The sequence below is a fragment of the Shewanella xiamenensis genome, assembly GCF_024971755.1.
Classification (GTDB): Bacteria; Pseudomonadota; Gammaproteobacteria; order Enterobacterales; family Shewanellaceae; genus Shewanella; species Shewanella xiamenensis.
Window position 1 is genome coordinate 431272 of sequence record NZ_CP079718.1, and the last position, 20679, is coordinate 451950.

At 48.4% G+C, this 20679-nt stretch carries 19 protein-coding genes; 6 read left to right on the top strand and 13 right to left on the bottom strand.

The genetic code is table 11. The annotated features are described in order from the left end of the window. Window positions 1-151 precede the first annotated feature (151 nt). Window positions 152-730, top strand: a complete 579-nt coding sequence (gene nfuA, locus KXJ80_RS02990) for a Fe-S biogenesis protein NfuA (protein ID WP_037423725.1) — start codon at window positions 152-154, stop codon at window positions 728-730. 66 nt (window positions 731-796) lie between these two features. On the opposite strand, the gene KXJ80_RS02995 is transcribed toward nfuA, so the two are convergent. Together KXJ80_RS02995 and KXJ80_RS03000 are read right to left on the bottom strand one after the other, a co-directional pair. After that, entirely contained in the window at window positions 797-2734 is a 1938-nt protein-coding gene (locus KXJ80_RS02995; protein WP_047537869.1) for an alpha/beta hydrolase family protein, read from the bottom strand. A 77-nt stretch (window positions 2735-2811) separates the two neighbouring features. Next, window positions 2812-4179, bottom strand: coding sequence for an MATE family efflux transporter (locus KXJ80_RS03000; RefSeq protein ID WP_218737787.1), 1368 nt, complete (start codon window positions 4177-4179; stop codon window positions 2812-2814). A gap of 22 nt (window positions 4180-4201) precedes the next feature. On the opposite strand from KXJ80_RS03000, the gene KXJ80_RS03005 reads away from it, so the two are divergent. Further along, the gene (locus KXJ80_RS03005) at window positions 4202-5248 is read left to right on the top strand and encodes a polysaccharide deacetylase family protein (RefSeq protein WP_218737788.1); all 1047 of its coding nucleotides are present in this window, start codon (window positions 4202-4204) and stop codon (window positions 5246-5248) included. Between the two features lie 14 nt (window positions 5249-5262). On the opposite strand, the gene KXJ80_RS03010 is transcribed toward KXJ80_RS03005, so the two are convergent. The 5 genes from KXJ80_RS03010 to KXJ80_RS03030 form a co-directional block, all read right to left on the bottom strand. Then, window positions 5263-5892 (bottom strand): SCO family protein, encoded by a 630-nt coding sequence (locus tag KXJ80_RS03010; RefSeq protein WP_161629207.1) that lies wholly within the window; start codon window positions 5890-5892, stop codon window positions 5263-5265. 54 nt (window positions 5893-5946) lie between these two features. Continuing rightward, the gene (gene cyoE / locus KXJ80_RS03015; protein ID WP_218737789.1) at window positions 5947-6849 is read right to left on the bottom strand and encodes a heme o synthase; all 903 of its coding nucleotides are present in this window, start codon (window positions 6847-6849) and stop codon (window positions 5947-5949) included. Window positions 6850-6866: 17 nt separating this feature from the next. Continuing rightward, window positions 6867-7925: a COX15/CtaA family protein gene (locus tag KXJ80_RS03020; protein WP_218737790.1), complete on the bottom strand. Its 1059-nt coding sequence runs from the start codon at window positions 7923-7925 to the stop codon at window positions 6867-6869. Continuing rightward, entirely contained in the window at window positions 7925-8470 is a 546-nt protein-coding gene (locus KXJ80_RS03025) for a redox-active disulfide-containing membrane protein (RefSeq protein ID WP_023266448.1), read from the bottom strand. The genes KXJ80_RS03020 and KXJ80_RS03025 overlap by 1 nt, the downstream gene beginning before the upstream one ends. 67 nt (window positions 8471-8537) lie before the next feature. Further along, window positions 8538-9449, bottom strand: coding sequence for an SURF1 family protein (locus KXJ80_RS03030; protein ID WP_218737791.1), 912 nt, complete (start codon window positions 9447-9449; stop codon window positions 8538-8540). Between KXJ80_RS03030 and KXJ80_RS03035 the strand changes: the two genes are divergently transcribed. Next, a complete protein-coding gene (locus KXJ80_RS03035) occupies window positions 9394-9624 on the top strand; it encodes a DUF2909 family protein (protein WP_218737792.1) in 231 nt (76 codons plus the stop codon). The genes KXJ80_RS03030 and KXJ80_RS03035 overlap by 56 nt on opposite strands. Window positions 9625-9652: 28 nt before the next feature. On the opposite strand, the gene KXJ80_RS03040 is transcribed toward KXJ80_RS03035, so the two are convergent. The 6 genes from KXJ80_RS03040 to lexA all read right to left on the bottom strand — a co-directional run bounded on the left by KXJ80_RS03040 (window position 9653) and on the right by lexA (window position 15786). Next, the gene (locus KXJ80_RS03040; RefSeq protein ID WP_218737793.1) at window positions 9653-10528 is read right to left on the bottom strand and encodes a cytochrome c oxidase subunit 3; all 876 of its coding nucleotides are present in this window, start codon (window positions 10526-10528) and stop codon (window positions 9653-9655) included. After that, window positions 10525-11106, bottom strand: a complete 582-nt coding sequence (locus KXJ80_RS03045) for a cytochrome c oxidase assembly protein (protein ID WP_011624514.1) — start codon at window positions 11104-11106, stop codon at window positions 10525-10527. The genes KXJ80_RS03040 and KXJ80_RS03045 overlap by 4 nt, the downstream gene beginning before the upstream one ends. 1 nt (window position 11107) lies before the next feature. Then, on the bottom strand, window positions 11108-12700 hold the full coding sequence (gene ctaD, locus KXJ80_RS03050) for a cytochrome c oxidase subunit I (RefSeq protein ID WP_011624513.1): 1593 nt from the start codon (window positions 12698-12700) through the stop codon (window positions 11108-11110). Between the two features lie 9 nt (window positions 12701-12709). Then, window positions 12710-14251 (bottom strand): cytochrome c oxidase subunit II, encoded by a 1542-nt coding sequence (gene coxB / locus KXJ80_RS03055; RefSeq protein WP_218737794.1) that lies wholly within the window; start codon window positions 14249-14251, stop codon window positions 12710-12712. 405 nt (window positions 14252-14656) lie between these two features. Continuing rightward, window positions 14657-15169 carry a cell division inhibitor SulA gene (locus tag KXJ80_RS03060; protein ID WP_099457237.1) on the bottom strand — a complete coding sequence of 171 codons (513 nt, stop codon included), beginning with the start codon at window positions 15167-15169 and terminating at the stop codon, window positions 14657-14659. Continuing rightward, complete coding sequence (gene lexA, locus KXJ80_RS03065) at window positions 15166-15786, bottom strand: transcriptional repressor LexA (protein ID WP_037423686.1); 621 nt, start codon at window positions 15784-15786, stop codon at window positions 15166-15168. The genes KXJ80_RS03060 and lexA overlap by 4 nt, the downstream gene beginning before the upstream one ends. A 285-nt stretch (window positions 15787-16071) precedes the next feature. On the opposite strand from lexA, the gene plsB reads away from it, so the two are divergent. From plsB to KXJ80_RS03080, 3 genes are all read left to right on the top strand, one after another. Then, complete coding sequence (plsB, locus tag KXJ80_RS03070; protein WP_218737795.1) at window positions 16072-18495, top strand: glycerol-3-phosphate 1-O-acyltransferase PlsB; 2424 nt, start codon at window positions 16072-16074, stop codon at window positions 18493-18495. Further along, a complete protein-coding gene (mtr, locus tag KXJ80_RS03075; protein ID WP_037423680.1) occupies window positions 18495-19751 on the top strand; it encodes a tryptophan permease in 1257 nt (418 codons plus the stop codon). Before plsB ends, mtr begins: the two co-directional genes overlap by 1 nt. Before the next feature lie 132 nt (window positions 19752-19883). Beyond that, window positions 19884-20666, top strand: coding sequence for a VOC family protein (locus KXJ80_RS03080; protein WP_218737796.1), 783 nt, complete (start codon window positions 19884-19886; stop codon window positions 20664-20666). The last annotated feature ends 13 nt before the right edge of the window (window positions 20667-20679 follow it).

A 20679-nucleotide genomic window follows, 5' to 3' on the forward strand; every position in this document is an offset into this window, starting at 1 on the left:
ATAAATTGCTAAATAAGGCTTGAATCGTGATCACTATGGCAAAAATCCATAAACTTGCGCCCAAGGGGACTACAAAGCGCGAGTGACTAGGAGTATCATACGGCTAATTCTTACTAAAACACTCAGGTATCCCCTGACGGAGCTGGTTTCCATGATTACGATTTCCGATGCGGCTCAAGCCCATTTTGTAAAGTTGTTAGCAGATCAACCTGAAGGCACTCATATTCGTGTATTTGTGATAAGCCCAGGTACCGCACAAGCTGAGTGTGGCGTGTCTTACTGTCCACCTGATGCCGTTGAAAGCGATGATATTGAATTAGCATTCAATGGCTTTAGCGCTATGGTAGACGAAAAGAGTGCACCTTTCTTAGAAGAAGCCTCAATTGACTTTGTGACCGATCAATTAGGTTCGCAATTAACCCTTAAAGCGCCAAATGCGAAAATGCGTAAAGTTGCGGGTGATGCGCCTTTAGTGGAGCGTATCGAATACGTGATTCAATCAGAAATCAACCCACAATTAGCTAGCCATGGCGGCAACATTATGTTGGTTGAGATCACCAAAGAAGGCGTTGCGGTATTGCAGTTTGGCGGTGGTTGTAACGGTTGTTCGCAAGTGGATATCACCTTAAAGGATGGTATCGAAAAACAACTGTTAGATATGTTCCCTGGTGAATTAACGGGTGTGCGTGACGTAACCGATCACCAACACGGTGAGCATTCTTACGCTTAATCTTTTGAGTTGAGCTAAATGAAAAAACGCGACCTTGAGTCGCGTTTTTTATATTTGGCTTTGATGCTACAACTGAGTTTTTAGGTTATCTGCTAAAAACTTATCCAGCGCCTTAAAGGTGGTTAATCTGTGGTCATTGTTACTCAAATAATGGTCACCATTTTCAAGCTCAATATATTCGACGTTTTTCTTACGAGATTTTAGCTCGTCAAACATTTCGCGGCTGTGTTGTACCTTGACCACTCGGTCCTTATCGCCATGCAGTAGTAATACTGGGATGGTGATCTTATCGGCTTTGCTGATGGGCGAGCGTTCATAGAGGACGTTAAAGTCATCGCCAATTTGTTCTTTGACGACTTCATAATTGGTAAAACGGCGACTGGATTTTACCAGGTAAGCCACGTCTGTCACCCCAGCAACACTGACTGCGCAGCGATACAGTTCGGGTGTCATTGCGGCGCCCATCAGTGCTGCATAACCACCATAACTCGCGCCGACAATACAGATACGTTGCGGATCGCTAATCCCTTGATTGATTAGGTAACGCGTGCCATCTTCCACATCGTTTTGCATTTCGAGCCCCCAGCTTTTTAGGCCGGCTTTCATAAACTCATAGCCATAGCCTGCTGAACCCCGAAAGTTCATTCTGAATACTGCGTAGCCACGGTTGGCAAAAAACTGTGCCCAATAATCGAAGTCATTACTGTCGTAACTAATGGGGCCGCCGTGGGGGAAGATAATGGTTGGCAGTTGCTTGGCTTCGAGGCCCTTTGGCACTGTCAGGTAAGCATCGATTTTGAGTTTATCCCGCGCTTCGTAGCTTAAGTATTGCGTGTCGGCGAGTTGCTCGCTGCTGAGCTTGCTATATCTCTCAGCAATCGGAAACAGCGCCTTCTCATCCCTATCGCCAAAGTAATAGGTGCCGGGCTGAGTCGAGCTGGTGGAGTAGACGATATAGCGGCGTTCATTGGCGCTAAATTGGGTGATGTAGTTGTGAGCATTGGGTAATACCGCTTTCAGCCCATTTTGTAGGCCCGCATATTCAGGATCCCAAAAAGTATACTCTTCGCCATCACCCTCACTGATCCCAATAACTTTTTTCTTTAATTCTGAATAGATGAGATCGCCTTCGACATCGGTATTTTCGTTGGCGTACACCAGCTCCTTGGTGAGCTTAGGATCGGTTAAATTCACCTTAAAGATAGCTTCAAATCCTTGGTGATAGGCGCGTACGTACAGAATATTCGGGTCGGCATCAAACCCCAGTGGCCAGACACTCTCTTCAGAGAAAGCTTTAAAGCTCCAAAGCAAGCGAGACTCTGCTTTTTGTTCGGGCTGTTCGTAGATGCGGTATTCAGTATCATCGTTATAGATGGAAATTCGGACCTTGTGCTGCCTGTCGGTAACCCAGCCGATGATATTACGCTTAGCATTTTGAATGTAGGAGGACTTTCCCTGTGACAGATTGACTTTGAGTACGCTGTCTTCCCCTACATTTTGGCCCATGCCATCAAGGGATAGCAGAATATGTTCCGAGTCATCTGGCATCATATCAATAATTTGCCCTTGATGTTGGGGGATCCAACTGAGTCGATCGATAACACTAGGAGCAAGTACACTCGAAGTCTTTCGAGTGGTTAAATCGTACTTAACTAGGCGGGTTTCGGTTGTTGGTGTTCCATAACGATTTGCTGGAAACTGAGCTTTTATTAACAATGTAGTATTGTTTGCCCACCTTAACGACAGCATTACAAATTTTTGGTTATCAGTATGAACTGCAACGTCTTTTTCACCCGTTTCTAAATCGAGAATGCTGACAACGGTTCCCTTGAGTTTAGGTTGTTCGACACGAACAATGGAGGCAATTTTTTTACCATCGGGTGACAATTGCACAGAGCTGACATCGGGAATACTAGCAAAAGCCTCGACGGGAAGTTGTGGTACCGTTTGGGCAAGCAGTGGCAGGCTTAGCCACAGGAGCAGTAGAGGTAAAATCCTTTTCATTTTATATCACATTTATATTACAAAAGTTGTGCGTATATTAATCGGTCAAACCTAAGTAAGCTACTGTCTTTACTGAGTTAACTAACAATAAATGTCTTACTAAAGCGATAATGTGCAGCAAGGGTCAGGCTTCGCATTAACATAAAGGCCGTCATGGCCGCCCACAGAGCATGGTTAGCCTGCTCAGAAGGCAATAGCGATTGTAGTAAATACCATGTCGGAAAGAAGGCGCCAAATGTCGCGATAATCATGCTATTACGCATCACTTTACCCTGCGCCGCACCGATATAAACTCCATCGAATAGGTAAGAGCTAAAAGACCAAAGCGGTAGCAATACCAACCAAATCAGATAAGTCTGTGCTGTGGTTCTGACCTTATCAATACTGGTCAACAGTTCGATAATATGGCTTCCCCAAAGGCTAAAGATCAGTGTAAACCCAACTGCTGTGATGGCAGACCAACACCAAGCCAGCACCACGGCTTCATGCAATTGCTGCGCACGCTTTTGACCATAGGCTTTGCCCACTTCGGCCTCGGCATAATAGGCGATGCCATCGAGGGCGTAGGAGATTAATAGCAGTAAATTCAATAACACTGCATTGGCTGCGACGGTATTGTCCCCAAGGCCTGCACCGTGAAAGGTCATAAAGGCGAAGGCAGCTTGCAGGCATAGACTGCGGATAAAAATATCGCTATTGAGTTTGAGCAGTTTGCCGTAACCGGCAAACGTCAGATGGACACGCAATTGGTCAAATTTAAATTGAGACGACAGCTTAAGCTGTTGTAATACCATGTAGAGCGCAACGCTAAAGGCGGTGATGTCGGCACATACTGAAGCGAGTGCTGCGCCTTTTACGCCCCAGCCGAATCCCATTACAAACAGTACATCGAGTATAATATTGGCTAAATTGGCGAGGATAAGCTGCCACATCGCCGCCTTGGGTTGTTGCCGGCCAAGGAGCCAGCCGAGCATAACTAAATTGAGTAGGGCGAATGGCGTCGACCAAACGCGGACTTGAAAATATTCTCGGCAATAACGCTCCACTTCCATACTCGCCTCGGAGAGGCCGAGCGCTAAATTCAATATCGGGAGCTGCAATAGGATCACCGCGATACCCAGTCCAGTCGCCAGCATCGCGCCTTGAACCAGCAATTTTAATTGGCTCGCGGTATCGTTTGCGCCATAGGCCTGTGCGACTAAGCCTGTGGTCGCCATTCGTAAAAAGCCTAATAACCAAATGATTAATGTGATAATCGTTGACCCGAGTGCGACGCCCCCTAAATAATAGGCGTCACTCAAATGCCCTATCACAGCGGTATCCACTAATCCCAATAACGGAACCGTGATATTGGAGAGGATCATCGGCAGTGCAAGCGCGAACAGTTGGCGATTTTTAGCGCCATTAAACAGCAGCGCGAGTGCGGTAGATTTTGCAGTAGTCATTGATATTGGAGGTATTCACATTATGGTTAAACGTGCGTTATTGGCACTCTTCGGGTTGATGACTTTTTCGGCCAATGCCGTGGTCATTTTACAGTATCACCATGTGTCAGAAACCACGCCGGCGGCGACGAGCGTCACGCCTGCACAATTTCGTGAGCAAATGCAGTTCTTGGCGGATGATGGCTTTAAGGTGATTCCGTTATCGCAGGTGGTCGAAGCGATAAAAAACAAACAAGATTTACCCGCCAAAACGGTGGCGATTACTTTCGATGATGGTTATCGCAGCATTGCGACCACAGCGCATCCCATCCTAAAGGAATTTGGTTTTCCCTACACCTTATTTGTGGCAATTGAGCCTATTAAACAAAAGTTTACTGAGATGATGACTTGGGAGCAGCTCATCACGCTCTCCAAGGAAGGTGCTGATATTGCTAACCACAGCTGGGCCCATGAGCATTTGATCCGCAGGCTGGACAATGAATCTCAAAGCCAATGGTTGGCGCGAATTAAGGCCAATATTCAGGACACCGAAAATGCGATTCGCGAGGCGACTGGGCAGAATTTTAAAATGCTGGCCTATCCCTATGGTGAATACAATCAGGCGATTCAAGACATGTTGACCGAAAACGGCTTTGTTGCCTTTGGCCAACAGTCAGGGGCGGCAGGCCCTTATTCGCCACTCACGGCATTGCCGCGCTTCCCTGTGGCGGGGCAATATGCGGATCTAAAGAGCCTAAAAGCCAAGTTATACAGCCTCAATATGCCAGTGCTTGAGCAAACGCCTAGCGATCCAGAGCTTAAGGGTGGGCATTGGCGCCCAGAGCTTAAGGTTAAGCTGGATATGAGTGACATTTCGGCCAAGCAAGTCATGTGTTATATCCAAGGGCAAGGCGCTAAAACACCAACTTGGAGCAGTGATAATGAATTTAGTATTCAAGCCGATTTAGCCCTGCCAGCGGGTCGCTCGCGCTACAATTGCACGGCACCAAGCAAGACGCGCAACGGCTATTACTGGTTTTCGCAGGCATGGGTGAGACCCAAAGACGACGGCACTTGGGTTAAAGAGTAATACGTCAGCGACGGCTATTTAGGTTTGTAGCTTTTGACGATTTTATCGAAGTCGCTGATCAAGGCCTGATTGAGTACTTGAGGAGCTTTACCTAAGGCTGCCGTGGGTTTAAATACCGCGACCCGCGTGCCTTGGGGAGAAACCAGTACATAGCCAGCACTATGATCGACTTGATAATTATCCCCTTCGCCTACCATGGCATAGGTGAGCCCTAGGCTGCGGGTGAGGGGGAATATTTGGGTTTGCTCACCCGTCACCGCCTTAAACTCAGGATTAAAGAAATTCACGTAGGTGAGGAGTTTCTCTGGGGTGTCCCGCTTCGGATCTACGGATAAAAACACGATTTGAATGGGGGCAATTTTTTTCAGCTCAGGATAGGCGGCGGCGAGCTTGTTTAAGGTGGTCGGACAGACATCGGGACAATAGGTAAAGCCGATAAAGAATAGGCTCCATTGATCCTTCAAATTGGCATTAGTAAAGGGTTTCTGCTGTTGATCGACAAGCTCAAAGGGCGCTAGCTCGAACGCCTCGGGAAACAAAAAACCACTCTCTAACTCAACGGGCTTAGGTGGATTGAACTTCACTGCAAATAGTCCACCCAATCCTATTAACAGAATCGCTATCACTAAGATCTTGTTGGAGATTCTTGCTTGCATATTTTGTCCTTTGACCATGCTCGACCCATCGCTTGTTGCACATTAAGCCCAAAGATAGTGGTCGAGCAGTAATGCCATGAATAACAACATTAAATGATAAATCGAAAAACGAAACACCTGCATCGCCAGCCCTTCGCTATCCTGATACTTTAACTGCCACGCTTTATAAATAAACCCCGTGCTGAGCAAACTTGAGCATACAAAGTAGAGCGGTCCACTCATCCCGACTAAGACAGGCAATAGACAAGCTATCGCCAGCAAAATCGTATAGAGCAAGATACAGGTCTTAGTAAATTCTACCCCATGGGTCACGGGCAGCATGGGAATATCCACTTTGGCATATTCTGCGCGTCTGTGAATCGCCAGTGCCCAAAAATGCGGCGGCGTCCACAGGAATATGATGATGACGAGCAATAGCGCATGATCATGGAATTGATTCGTTACCGCCGTCCAGCCCAAGAGCGGCGGCATCGCGCCCGCTAAACCGCCAATGACAATGTTTTGTGGTGTGGCCCGTTTTAAATAGGCGGTATAAATCAAGGCGTAACCAATCAAGCTGGCAAAGGTCAGCCAAGCGGTGAGCGGATTAGTGAAAAGATACAGAATCACAAAACCTAGGCTGCCTAAGAGTGCCGCGAACAACAACGCCCTCGTTGCTGAGACTCGGCCCTTGGGCAGTGGTCGGTTATAAGTGCGTGCCATCATGCCGTCGATTCGCCTATCAATCAGATGGTTTAAGGCGGCGGCCGACCCCGCCATCATGGCGATGCCGAGCAAGCCTGCCACTAAAGGTTTGACTGGCAGTATGGTGGGCATGGCTAAACACATGCCGACTAAGACGGTGAGCAGCATTAAAGCCACTACCTTAGGTTTGGTCATCTCGAAATAGGCACGCCAAGCCAAATGGACACTGGGGTGACTGCTGATAGAGAGTGGTTTTGCCATGATAAATCCCCCGATGATTAAGGTGCCCTGCGCCAAAGGAAATAGTTAATCGCGACTAAGGTGAGTAGTAGCAACGCCGCGCCGCCATTGTGGGAAACGGCAATCCCCAGTGGTAAATGCATCACCACGTTTGAAATCCCTAAACTGACCTGCAGTATCACTAAGGCGACCAACAATAGGCTAAGGGCCTTGAGCTGGGTGCTGAAAAATAATCGATAGGCGAGCAACAACAATAGACTGGCGGTAATAATGGCGCCAACGCGGTGGGCGATATGAATGGTCATGCGGGCATGGTAATCCAATACACCAAATTCAAAGCTTGGGTGTTGCCCTTGGAAAGGGGAAAACGCATCGGCAATGGCGAGATTATCCATCCAATTACCTTCACAAATCGGCAAAGCCGTGCAAGCGAGTGCGGCATAGTTGGAGGAGGTCCAGGCGCCGAGCATGATCTGCCCTATCAGCACCAGCAGACTCAACAGCGCCAGTTTCGGCAGGTGTTTACTCTGGCCGAGAAATTTAAGGCTCGAGCCTATCCGCGAACCATGGGCGCCATTAAATCCTGCGCCCGCACCACGCTGACTGCGAATATCAGCGGTTTCGAAAATTCGCCTCGGACGTGTTCGCAGATAAAGTAAGAGTAGGAGCGAGAGCAAGCTAAAGCCGCCAATTAAATGGGACATCACGACAATCGGCATTAGTTTCATCGTCACAGTCCACATCCCCAACGCCGCTTGAAAGATGATGAGTAGCACTATGGCAAAGGGCAGTTTCTTGGGGGCTTGGGATGTTTTCAAGCAAAGGATCAAAATCAGTAACACTAGTATGCCCAAGGCGCCCGCGATATACCTGTGGATCATCTCGAGCCAAGCTTTCTCGGGATGGATATCGTGGTCAGGAAACAGGGTTTGGGCATGGGAGATCTCATGGTCGTGGGTGGGTACTTTGATATGGCCGTAGCAACCGGGCCAATCTGGGCAGCCAAGTCCTGCGTCCGAGAGCCGAGTGTAAGCCCCCATTAAAATCACTAACAGGGTAAAGACTATGGTGACGCGTAGGAGCCAAGTCAGTTGCATTAGTCTACCCTCGATAGTTTCAATAACTTACGCAGATCCGCGACCAAGGCCTTACCCTGAGCTAAATGTGCCGCCTTGCCTTGTACTTGGGGGTAACGCAGCACGAGTGCGCCGAGTGGATCGACAATAATCAACTGCTGTTGGTCAAGCCATTGAATGAGGCTTTGGCTTGCGGGCTGAGTGTTGAAGTTAAAGCTGCTTAATGCACTTAAGTCACTGTCTGGATTCACAAGAATAAGCGGTTCGACACGAGCCTGATCGGGCCCTAAGGCGGTATGGCTCTGACGCAATATATACAAGCGCTCGCGGCAAGCTTCATCGCACTTTGCGGGCAATAAATACAGCAGTTGCCATTCCTTAGGCTGAGGATTGTTAAGGCCAAGACTGGTATAACTGGTTTCTGGGCTGATGAGCTCACCGTGGTTGGTGGAGCCGCCTTGATACCAATGCATGCTCAGCACTAACTTAGCGATGACCACAGGCGCGATAAAGGCCAGTAGCAATAACCCCAATGCGCGGTATTTGGCTGTTTGTTGGGAGTCCATATTTGCTCCTCTTATTGTCCCTAATGCTTTGTTTTATTGTTTTTTATTAACATCTTGCAGGTATCTGTTACTCGGTTTTAGTCGCTTCCTTATCGGCTCGATGCCGTTGTCGTGATTTTTTGAGGTATTTCAGTGCTTGCCAACCCATCAGCCCCGCAAACACGGTTGCCATGGCAAACCATTGCAATGCATAACCCCAATGCTTTTGGGCCGAGAGCGGGAAAGGCTGCCAAGGGTGGGGTAAGGCCTGCGCGGGTTGTAATTGGGGCAAGGCATCGGGTTGTAACACCACGGGCAGGATAGGGTGCCCTAACATTTGTGCCATCTCGGGTAGATTGAGATTTTGAAACCGAATCCGTTCGCCTTGTTCCGTGGTGAAGGGTTCTGCTAATAAATGATGGCTCAAGGGATTAATCTGTTTTTGATAGAGTCGGCCTGTAAGAACCTGTTCACCGACTATGGGGCTAACTTCGGGCAAGGCATCTCTGTGGGATTTAGCGGCGATAAAGCCGAGTTCGAGTAACAGCCAAGGTTGCTCGCGATGATTTGTCTGATTTTCTGACGTTATTTGCAATAATTGAAAGGCGAGATAGCCCACTTGCCCTTGATAGACCTGATTGTCGAGTAACCAGATTTGTGGATTAACGGGGCTAGCTTGAACCTCAAGGCGATAGCCAGTAACGATGCCTTTAGCCAATTCAGCTATGAGCTGTTCGGGATTGAGTGCGGCAGCGGATTGTCTGGCCTCCATTTGTGCGAGTAGTTCGGTTTTTTCCGCAGCCCTATCCATTTGCCACAAACCCAGCTTGACCAAAATCACGAATACCACCACAGTCAATAAGAGCAGTAACAACATTCCCCTATGCACCCAGATATATCTTGGCAACCCTATTAATTTGGTCAGCAAAACATAAGGATAGCGTATGAACATCCCGTTCATTTTTAAGTGTGCTTTAGTACTGCTGTTACTGTTTATCATTTTTAACCTAGGCAGAGCCTTAATTATTATGGTTAAAGGTGACGATCAAACCGCTGATCACCCTGTGCCTATGAGCCGCTATTTGGGCCGTAGGGTGATATTTTCTGTACTAGTGATCCTGCTCTTGCTGGTGGCTTTGGGGACTGGACTACTTGGTCTCAATCCCACGCCTTAAGCTTTCAACTTATTGTTTCAATGAATATTTAAAGCACATAAACAAAGATAAACAGGCAGAGCCAAACTACGTCGACAAAGTGCCAGTACCAACTGCCTGCTTGGAAGGCAAAATGCTTATCCGCACTAAAGTGGCCTTTTAACACTCTGAAAAACAAGACTAATAGAAAGATAGTACCCAAGGTGACGTGCATGCCGTGGAAACCCGTCAGCAGGAAAAAGGTGTTGCCATACACGCCCGAGGTGAGCGTTAGCCCCATCTCATGGTAGGCATGGCTATATTCCTCCGCCTGCAAAGCAAGGAAGCTAATTCCCAACAAAATTGTGAGCCCAAGCCAGAGGGTGATGGCCGAACGCTTACCTTTTTCTAAGCTGATATGGGCAAAATGCAGCGTGACAGAGGAGGTTAACAGCACAATGGTGTTGACTAGCGGTAGTCCATTCCATGGCATGGCTTCGGTTTTGGTGCCATCAGGCGTGGTGAGGAGTGGCCAAACGGCTTCGAAGTGTGGCCACAGGACTTCGTGGGTCATGGCATTGTTGGAGGCACCGCCGAGCCAAGGCACTGCGACCATACGGGCGTAAAATAAGGCGCCGAAGAAGGCGGCAAAGAACATCACCTCGGAGAAGATAAACCAGCTCATGCCTTGGCGAAACGATCTATCCATTTGATGGGAATAGAGGCCCGTCATCGATTCTTTGATCACGGTTCTAAACCAGCCAACCAGCATAAACAGGATGACGGCTATGCCAACCAGTAGAATATAGCCGCCACCCGAAGCGCCAGATTTGAGTTGATGTACAAAATGTCCTGCCCCGAATGCAATTAAAAACAAGCCGATAGCACCAACAATCGGCCAAGCACTCTGGGCGGGGACGTAGTAAGTCTCATGTTTAGTGGTCATTTTGCAGCTCCTTGCTCTATGGCAGACGCTAACTGCTTGTCGGTAATGTCGTAGAGGGTGTAAGAGAGGGTTAAGGTGTGGATAGACTCGGGTAATTGAGGATCCACAAAGAAGATCAACGGTAGCTCGGCGCGACTCGCGGCGGCTAAGTGTTGTTGGTTAAAGCAAAAACATTCGGTTTTATTGAAATAAGCCGCGCCTTGTCCGGGCGAAATAGAAGGAATCGCCTGGCCCACGATCGCTCTATTCGAGACGTTTTGCGCCAGAAATGCCGTGTGAATAAGTTCTCCTGGATGCACTTCGAGCCGTTTCGTTTGTGGCTCAAATTTCCACGGCATGCCCGTCTGCACCTGCGAGATAAACTCCACCGTTACCACCCGGTTCTTGTCCACAGTGATCGCTTGATAACTGCTGGCAGTATTAGAGGTTTTGCCATTAATACCCAGTTTTTCGCACAACACATCGTAGAGCGGCACTAAGGCGAACCCAAAGCCAAACATCCCAAGGCAGCCCAGCACCAGCAGACTGATGAGCTTACGGTTGGACTTGATGTTGGGCTGATGGGGTTGGCCTTGCATGTTATTTCACCTCGGGTGGCGTGGTGAAAGAGTGGTAGGGCGCAGGGCTGGGTAGGGTCCACTCTAAGCCTTCGCTGCCTTCCCAAGGTTTGGCGGGCGCCTTTTCACCGCCCCGAATGCACTTAATCACCAGCACGAGGAAAATTAGCTGAGAAAGACCAAAGGCAAAACCCCCAATCGACACGATTTGGTTTACATCGGCAAATTGAATCGAGTAATCGGGAATACGCCTTGGCATACCCGCAAGACCTAAGAAATGCATCGGGAAAAACAACACGTTGACCGAAATTACTGAGCACCAAAAATGCCACTGGCCTAGCTTTTCGCTGTACATATGGCCGGTCCATTTTGGCAACCAGTAATAGGCCGCCGCCATGATGGAGAAAATCGCACCAGTGACTAACACATAGTGAAAGTGGGCCACCACAAAGTAAGTATCGTGGTATTGGAAGTCGGCTGGCGTGATGGCGAGCATCAGGCCAGAGAAGCCGCCAATAGTGAACAGGATAATAAAGGCCACCGCGAACAACATTGGGGTTTCAAAACTCAATGAGCCGCGCCACATGGTCGCTACCCAGTTAAACACTTTTACCCCAGTCGGCACGGCAATCAGCATAGTGCAGTACATAAAAAACAACTCAGCAAACACAGGCATACCGGTGGTGAACATATGGTGCGCCCACACGAGGAAGGACAGAATCGCAATACTCGCCGTGGCATACACCATGGATGAATAGCCGAATAATGGTTTACGGCTGAAAGCCGGAACTATGGCGGAGATAATGCCGAAGGAAGGCAAAATCATGATGTAGACTTCGGGGTGACCGAAGAACCAGAAGATATGCTGGAACATCACAGGATCACCACCACCTGCCGCCTCGAAGAAGCTAGTACCGAAAAACTTATCGGTTAACACCATAGTAACGGCGCCCGCGAGTACGGGCATTACGGCGATCAGCAAGAAGGCGGTAATCAGCCAAGTCCAGACAAACAACGGTAACTTCATCCACGTCATGCCGGGAGCGCGCAGGTTGACTATGGTGACGATCACGTTGATGGCCCCCATGATCGAACTTATCCCCATGATATGAATAGAGAATACAAATAATGCTGTGCTGTCAGGGCTATAAGTGGTCGAGAGTGGTGCGTAGAAGGTCCAACCGAAATTAGGGCCGCCGCCTTCCATAAACAGTGAGCTCAATAAAATAGTAAAGGCGAAGGGCAGGATCCAGAAACTCCAGTTGTTCATCCGTGGAAGTGCCATATCAGGCGCGCCAATCATCATCGGGATCAACCAGTTAGCCAGTCCTGTAAAGGCTGGCATCACGGCGCCGAATACCATGATTAGCCCATGCACTGTGGTCATCTGGTTGAAGAAGTTAGGCTCAACGAGTTGTAATCCGGGCTGAAAGAGTTCGGCGCGGATCACCATGGCCATCGCACCACCGGTTAAAAACATAATGAAACTAAACCATAGGTACAGGGTGCCAATGTCCTTGTGGTTAGTGGTGAGTAACCAGCGCATGATGCCTTTAGGTGCACCGTGATGGTGTTCATCATGGGCGGCAATTTGATCTTGAGTCAGTGTGCTCATCTTAATCCCCTACTGTCCATGGCGAGCAATATCAGCGGGTTGCACTGTATCGCCGGTATTGTTGCCCCATGCATTGCGCTCATAGGTAATGATGGCGGCAAGCTGTTGTGGCGTGAGTTGTGTGCCAAATGCCTGCATCGCCGTGCCCGGTTTACCGTGCATCACTATATCGATGTGATTGGCGACCGGACCCGTTGCAATAGCGCTGCCAGCAAGGGCGGGGAAGGCTGGTGGCATACCAGCACCCGTTAGCTGGTGGCAGGCGGCGCAAATCGTGGCATAGGTCTTTTCCCCTTCGGCCATCAGTTCATCATGGCTAAGCGTGGGAAGACTCGCGGGGTCGATACTGGTGGCGGGTTCTGTCGATGTCCTAGGCGCATCGGTGGTTGCTGGGGGCGGAGTTGTTGCTACTGGTTCGCTATTGGTGCCACCGGATTTGTGGGAATCAACGTCTTTGGCTTGCACCGCATCCCCCGTGTTATTGCCCCACGCATTACGCTCATAGGTAATCACTGCGGCAATTTCTTGGGGCGTTAATTGTTTACTGAAGGCTTGCATGGCCGTACCCGTTTTACCATTGAGCACGATTTCAAGATGACCGCTCAGTGGCCCGGTAGCGATGGGGCTGCCTTTGAGATGAGGGAATACGCCTTTGAGACCTTCGCCATTAGGTTGATGGCAGGCTGCGCAGTGACCAAGGTAGACTTGCTCACCCTGAGTCATCAGCTCTTCTTTACTCAGTGTTTGTGATAAGGCGGCTTGTGCGGCTTGCGCTGCGGCATTGGCAGCTTGTTTTTGTTCTGCAACCCAAGCATCGAACTCGGCTTCGGGCAGTGCATGAACCACTATCGGCATAAATCCATGATCTTTACCGCAAAGCTCGGTACATTGACCACGGTAAATGCCGGGTTTATCGATACGGGTCCACGCCTCGTTGATAAACCCTGGGTTAGCATCTTTTTTCACTGCAAAATCTGGTACCCACCATGAATGGATAACATCTTCAGAAGTCATCAGAAAGCGGATTTTTCTATTTACAGGCAGGACAAGGGGCTTATCGACCTCGAGTAAGTAGTGCTCTCCCTTGGCCTCACTACCTTCGATTTGAGGTCTTGGTGTGGCGAGAATACTGTAAAACTCAATATCTTGATCGAAATAGCTATAATGCCACTTCCATTGCGATCCTGTGACTTTTACCGTGAGATCGGCATTGCTGGGGTCTTCCATGGCAATCAGAGTTTTAGTTGCCGGAATCGCCATTAAGATCAGAATGATAAAGGGAATTATCGTCCAAGCGATCTCAACTTTTGTACTCTCATGGAAGTGTGACGCGACCGCGCCCTTGGATTTTCTGTGGTTGATCATGGCATAAATCATCACGCCAAAAACCACTAAGCCTATCGCGCAGCAGATATACAGAATCGTCATGTGCAGGTGGTATACCTTGCCACTGATTTCTGTTACGCCAGGCGTCATATTGAACCGCATGTCTGCTGCGGCCAACGGTGGGGCGAATAGCACCACGAGTAAACAATACAACCATTGCTTCACAAGACTTCTCCTCTGCTAATTGCAAATAGCAACTACAAAGAAGAGCAACACAGTAAGTCTCAACTCTATGCAAACTCTTCAGTTCCCAAAAAAGTGTTTCTGACTTCAACGTGCGTTGGCGGCTTACTTATGATCAAGTATTGTTACTGCTGGTATTAGCCACACTGGCACATACTGCTGAATAAACCCATTATTCTCAATTTTTGTGGGCGAGCGATATTCGAAAATAACGCGATATTTCTGCCTAAACAGGCCATATATCATGTGCGCCTAAATCAAACATACTTGCTGTTTAAAAATTGATCAAGATCACTTCTTTTTCTAATTGTCTGAAAAATTGCCAAAAAAAAGCCTCACATTCACAGGTGAGGCGGCTTTCAAGGCTAAATACGGTGTGAAAAATTTTTAATGAACAGAGCTGAAAAATGCGGGTTGAGTAAATTTAGTCGATTGGGTGAGATTGGTGCTAGAAGGTTGGTCATTCGTTGAACCTTCAAGCACGATACCCATTGCACGTGCGCTCTTTGCTACAATTTGTAGGCGACGATTATCGCGAGTATCTAGGGCGTTAATCCAAGTAATCACTGCGCTAGATGTGCCACTGGTTAAGGCTTTTTCCATCGCCCAAAGGGTTTCGACCTCATCTTTTGCGTGAACCAATAGTACGCGATCCATACGCACACCTGCGTTTGCTAATAGCTGCTTGTAGCCAATACTAGGTGGGTTGATGAGCACTATCCATCTTCCCTGTTGGCTCAGTTGGGCAAGTTGTTTGCTCAGCTGTGTCAGCTCTTGGCGCCCTTGGCTCTGAGTTGGCATAGTGACTATTGATGTATGCTGCCAGTCGGTCTCTGTATCTCGAACCGTATCGAGCCATAAACCGGGGTGACGCGGGGCATTACCTAATAGTTTGTTCATAGCCAATCTCCATTGCGGATCACCCCTACGGCGAGCCCTTCAATTGTTAGACTTTGGAAACTCAAATCGACTTTAATCGGTGAATAGTCTTCATTCTCGGCATGTAGGTAGACTAAATTACCTTTTTTTTCAAAGCGTTTTACGGTTACATCATCGTCAACGCGAGCAACAACAACTTGTCCATTACGCGCTTGTTGTACTTTATGAACGGCAAGCAGGTCACCCTCAAGGATGCCGATGTTCTTCATACTGTCGCCTTTTACGCGCAGCAGGAAATCGGCAGCAGGGTGGAACATGCTGGGGTCGACTTGGTAATACTGTTCGACATGCTCTTGGGCGAGAATAGGTTCACCCGCTGCCACTTGGCCGATAAGTGGCAAGCCTGTTTCGCGGTTATCTTCTTCCTCTACAGGGAGACGGATCCCGCGGGAAGTACCAGGCATGATCTCGATGCAGCCTTTTTTCGCCAATGCCTTAAGGTGTTCTTCTGCGGCATTTGCACTTTTAAAACCCAAACGGGTGGCAATTTCGGCCCGAGTGGGTGGCATGCCAGTCTCGGCAATATTACGTTTAATCAGCTCTAAAATTTCGGCTTGGCGTGGCGTCAACGGTCTCATGGTCTTTCCTGTTTTTCTATACAGTTACTGTTAGTATATACAGTATTATTGGTAGTGCAAGTATTAACCACTTTTAACTTGGTCAGCTAGATCTGCAAATAACCATAATCGTCATCTATGGGGTGAATGCCATTTGCACGGTATCAATAAATGGTGTCGCCTAAAGTGCGTTACTAAGTCATTAAAATCAGCAGCTGAATCCTGCATCTTTAGGTTGTTTGGGTATATTCTCTAGAATCTGGTATTCTATGGGGCTAATGAACGTACTTACATTGCATAAGAATAATGCCTAAACAAGACTCTCTTTGGTTGAAATCATTACGTTGGATCCAAAAGCACTTAGTGCACACTATTGTTGTGCCACAGGATCCCTTTGCCGATCTGAATCTGGATGCCTCCAGACCGCTTGCTTATGTAATGAAAACAGAATCCCTGAGTGATATTGCTGCGTTAAGCGAGATCACCACGAAACTTGGTTTGCCAAGCCCTTACGAGCCGCTGGTGGTGAATGGCGTTGTGGCGCCACGGGTGGTATGCCTTGAAGGTCGTAAGCCTTTATTTGGTGAACGCGCCAGCAATGAGCCATTCCTCGAATGTTTTATGCGTTTGTTGGCCGTCCATAAGGAAAAGCCAGAGTTAGATATCCAGCTGGTGCCTGTGAGTCTGTATTGGGGTCGTACTCCGGGTAAAGAAGACGACACCATGAAGGCGGCAGTGCTTGAGCGCGAGAACCCTACTTGGTTACGCAAGTGTTTGATGATCTTATTTTTAGGTCGTCATAACTTTGTGCAATTTTCTAATGCGGTATCGCTGCGTTACATGGCCGACGAACATGGAACCGATATGGGCATTGCCCATAAATTGGCTCGAGTAGCGAGAGTGCATTTCCGCCGCCAACGTAAGGTGATGACGGGGCCTGTGTTGCCTAATCGTCAGGCGTTATTCCATTCCTTGCTGAAATCTGAATCCTTACGTAAGGCGATTCAGGAAGAAGCCGCGAACAAGAAGATTTCTGAAACCCAAGCGCGTGAAACGGCAATTGAATATCTTGATGAAATTGCGGCGAATTATTCCGATAGTCTCGTACGTATTGCTGAGCGCTTTTTAACGTGGTTATGGAACAAGCTCTACAGCGGTATTAACATCAAAGGTGCCGAGCATATTCGGCAGTTACACCACGATGGTCATGAGATTGTGTATGTGCCCTGCCATCGCAGCCATATGGATTACCTGCTGTTATCTTACATTCTGTATTACCAAGGTATGGTGCCGCCGCATATTGCTGCGGGTATCAACCTAAACTTCTGGCCTGCGGGGCCGCTGTTCCGCCGTGGCGGGGCTTTCTTTATTCGCCGTAGTTTTAACGGCAACAAACTCTATACGGCCGTGTTCCGTGAGTACCTCGATCAGCTGTTTGCTAAGGGATATTCGGTTGAGTATTTCTCTGAAGGTGGCCGTTCTCGTACCGGTCGTCTATTGGCACCGAAAACGGGCATGATCGCTATGACGATCAACAGTGTGTTGCGTGGTATCGAACGCCCAGTCACCTTAGTGCCTGTGTATTTAGGCTACGATCACGTGATGGAAGTGGCGACCTATCACAAAGAGCTAAGCGGTAAGAAAAAACAGAAAGAATCTGTATGGCAAGTCTTTGGTGCTATTCGTAAATTAGGTAATTTTGGCCAAGGTTATGTCAACTTTGGTGAGCCGATTACATTGCAAAATTTCTTGAATGAAACGGCACCAAACTGGCGCAGTGAAGTGGCTGATGATCCTGAGCAAAAACCGACTTGGTTAACCCCAGCGGTGAACGTGTTAGCAAATCGGGTGATGACGCGGATTAACGACGCCGCTGCCGCCAGCTCTATTACCTTGACCAGTTTAGTGTTGTTGGCGTCGGAGCAAAATGCCTTAGAGCGTTGTTTGCTCGAGCGTCAGTTAGATTTATACCTGACCCTGCTTAAGCGTGTGCCTTACACGTCGTTTACGTCGGTTGCCGAAGGTGATGGCAAGCACTTAGTACAACAAGGATTAGAGCTGAACAAGTTCTCCATCAACGCCGATCCTTTGGGTGAGATAGTGTCAATTGATGAAAAACAAGCGACGTCAATGACATACTATCGCAATAATATCATTCACTTATTTATTATTCCGTCATTAATTGCCAGCTGTTTAATCAATAATAAACAGATTTCAAGAGCGCAAATCCTTGGGATAGTGAACGACTTTTATCCGTTATTGAAGGCGGAATTGTTTATGGGGATCAAAGATCTCCCAAGCTATGTGAATCAAGTGCTTGAGCTGTTTATTGAGCAAGGTCTAGTGCAGGAAAGCGATATGTTGTCGGTTGTGACCGAGCACACCAGCCAAATGTTATTGTTGGCTGGCAGCGTTAGTGAGACCTTGCAACGCTATGCCATTATCTTCAATCTGCTGGCCCATAGACCTAAGATGGAGCGTTCGGATCTCGAGTCTGAAAGCCATCTGCTTGCCCAACGTTTAGGGGCGCTGCATGGCATTACCGCACCAGAATTTTACGATAAGAAACTCTATAACACCTTGAGTGTTAAGCTAAAAGAGTTAGGTTATTTTTCTGGTAAGGAAGATAAATCTGATGTTGAGCGCATTCGCGATCAAGCTAATAGCTTACTCAGAGCCTCTGTAAGGCAGACGATTGTCGCCAGCGTGACCGCGGAGCATATCGCTTAATGGCTAACCATATGAATGCGGCGAAGAATAAGCCGGTGGGCAAGTCTTTGCTCGGTGGTGCCATGATTATTGCCGGTACCACAGTAGGGGCGGGGATGTTTTCTTTGCCTGTCGTGGGCGCTGGCATGTGGTTTGGTTACTCGGTACTGATGTTACTCGGTATTTGGTTTTGCATGTTGATGTCGGGACTGTTACTGCTCGAAACCAACCTGCATTTCGAGCCGGGAGCGAGTTTCGATACCCTGACCAAGGAAACTTTAGGCCAGTTTTGGCGCATCGTGAATGGGGTGTCCATTGCCTTCGTGCTCTACATCTTAACCTACGCCTACATCAGTGGCGGTGGCTCGATTGTTAACCATAGCCTCCAAGGTATGGGGATTGAGCTGCCTCAAAGTGTCGCCGGATTAGTATTTGCTGTCGTGCTCGCCTGTATCGTGTTGATCAGTACCAAGGCGGTGGATCGTATTACGACGATTATGCTCGGCGGGATGATTATTACTTTCTTCCTCGCGATTGGTAATTTGCTGATCGAAATCGATGTGACTAAGTTGCTCGAACCGGATGGAAAGCAAAGCTTTATGCCTTATCTGTGGGCGGCTTTGCCATTTGGTCTAGCCAGTTTTGGTTACCATGGAAATGTGCCGAGTCTGGTGAAGTATTATGGCAAAGATTCATCGACCATTTTCAAAGCCATTTTTGTCGGGACTTTTATCGCGCTGATCATTTATGCCTGCTGGTTGGTCGCCACTATGGGCAATATTCCCCGCAGCCAGTTTAGTGAGATTATTGCCCAGGGTGGCAATATGGGTGTGTTAGTCGGCGCCTTGTCGAAAGTAATGGAAAGCAGCTGGTTAAACAGCATGTTAACCCTATTTGCTAATTTAGCTGTGGCGTCTTCTTTCCTCGGTGTGACCTTAGGTTTATTCGATTATTTGGCCGATTTATTCGGATTCGACGATACGCGCTCTGGCCGGATGAAAACGGCGATTGTCACCTTTGTGCCGCCCACCATATTTGGTTTGCTGTTTCCCGATGGCTTTTTAATTGCCATTGGATTTGCAGCCTTAGCGGCAACCGTATGGGCTGTTATCGTGCCAGCGCTGATGGCCTACAAGTCGAGACAACTCTTCCCTAACCATCAAGGTTTTAGGGTCTTTGGTGGCACGCCGTTAATTATCCTTGTGGTGTTGTTTGGTGTCGTGACGGGTGCTTGTCATCTACTCGCGATGGCGAATTTATTACCACAGTTCTCCTAAGTATTTCGCTCGCAAATCAAGCCCTCAAATAGAGGGCTTTTTCTTTGTATTCATCTTTTTACCGCCAAAACTGGACAGTTGCATAAACTCCAGCTTAACTCGAACACATTATCTGTTTGATTGGAGTCTGCAATGAGGATTACTCAGTACGCACAGGGACAGGCCTGTTGGGTCGAATTGGCGAGCCATGACTGGCAGGGTGCACAGGGTTTTTACCATGCGCTGTTTGGTTGGAATGCGGTGGAAATGGCAATTCCTAATGGTCATTTCTCGCTGTTCAATCTGGAGGGGGACGATTTAGGGGCCATGTATCAAATCCCTGAGTCGGAACCACAGATCCCTAGCCATTGGCGGATCTATTTTGCGGTTAAGGATATCGAAGCGACGGTTGCCGCCATCCTGGCTGCGGGTGGGCAATTGCACATGGGACCGCATGTGGTGGGGGATGCGGGCGTGATGGCGCAGGTGAGCGATCCCGAAGGAGCACGCTTTGCCCTGTGGCAAGCGAAAAACCACTCGGGCTCACGTCGCCAAGGTGAAGAAAATACCCTGTGTTGGGTGGAGCTGGCTTGCCGTGAACCTAGCGCTGAAGCCAGTTTTTACACTCAAGTGTTTCCTTGGGCCGCGCTCCCCAGTCATGTGCCCGGCATCGATTACACCGAGTGGCAAATTGACGGTCAGTCTATGGGGGGCATGATGAAAATGATGCCGGAATGGGGCGAGATCCCCGCCCATTGGATGCCTTATTTTGTGGTGGCGGATTGTGATGCTTTTGCCGTTAAGGCGCAGGGGCTGGGCGCACAGCTATGCGTGCCGCCAAGCGATATCCCTGATGTGGGACGTTTTGCGGTGATTGCTGACGCCCAAGGCGCTACTTTCGCAGTAATACACCTATCCCAAAATGAAAACCAATAAGTTAACCTGAGCA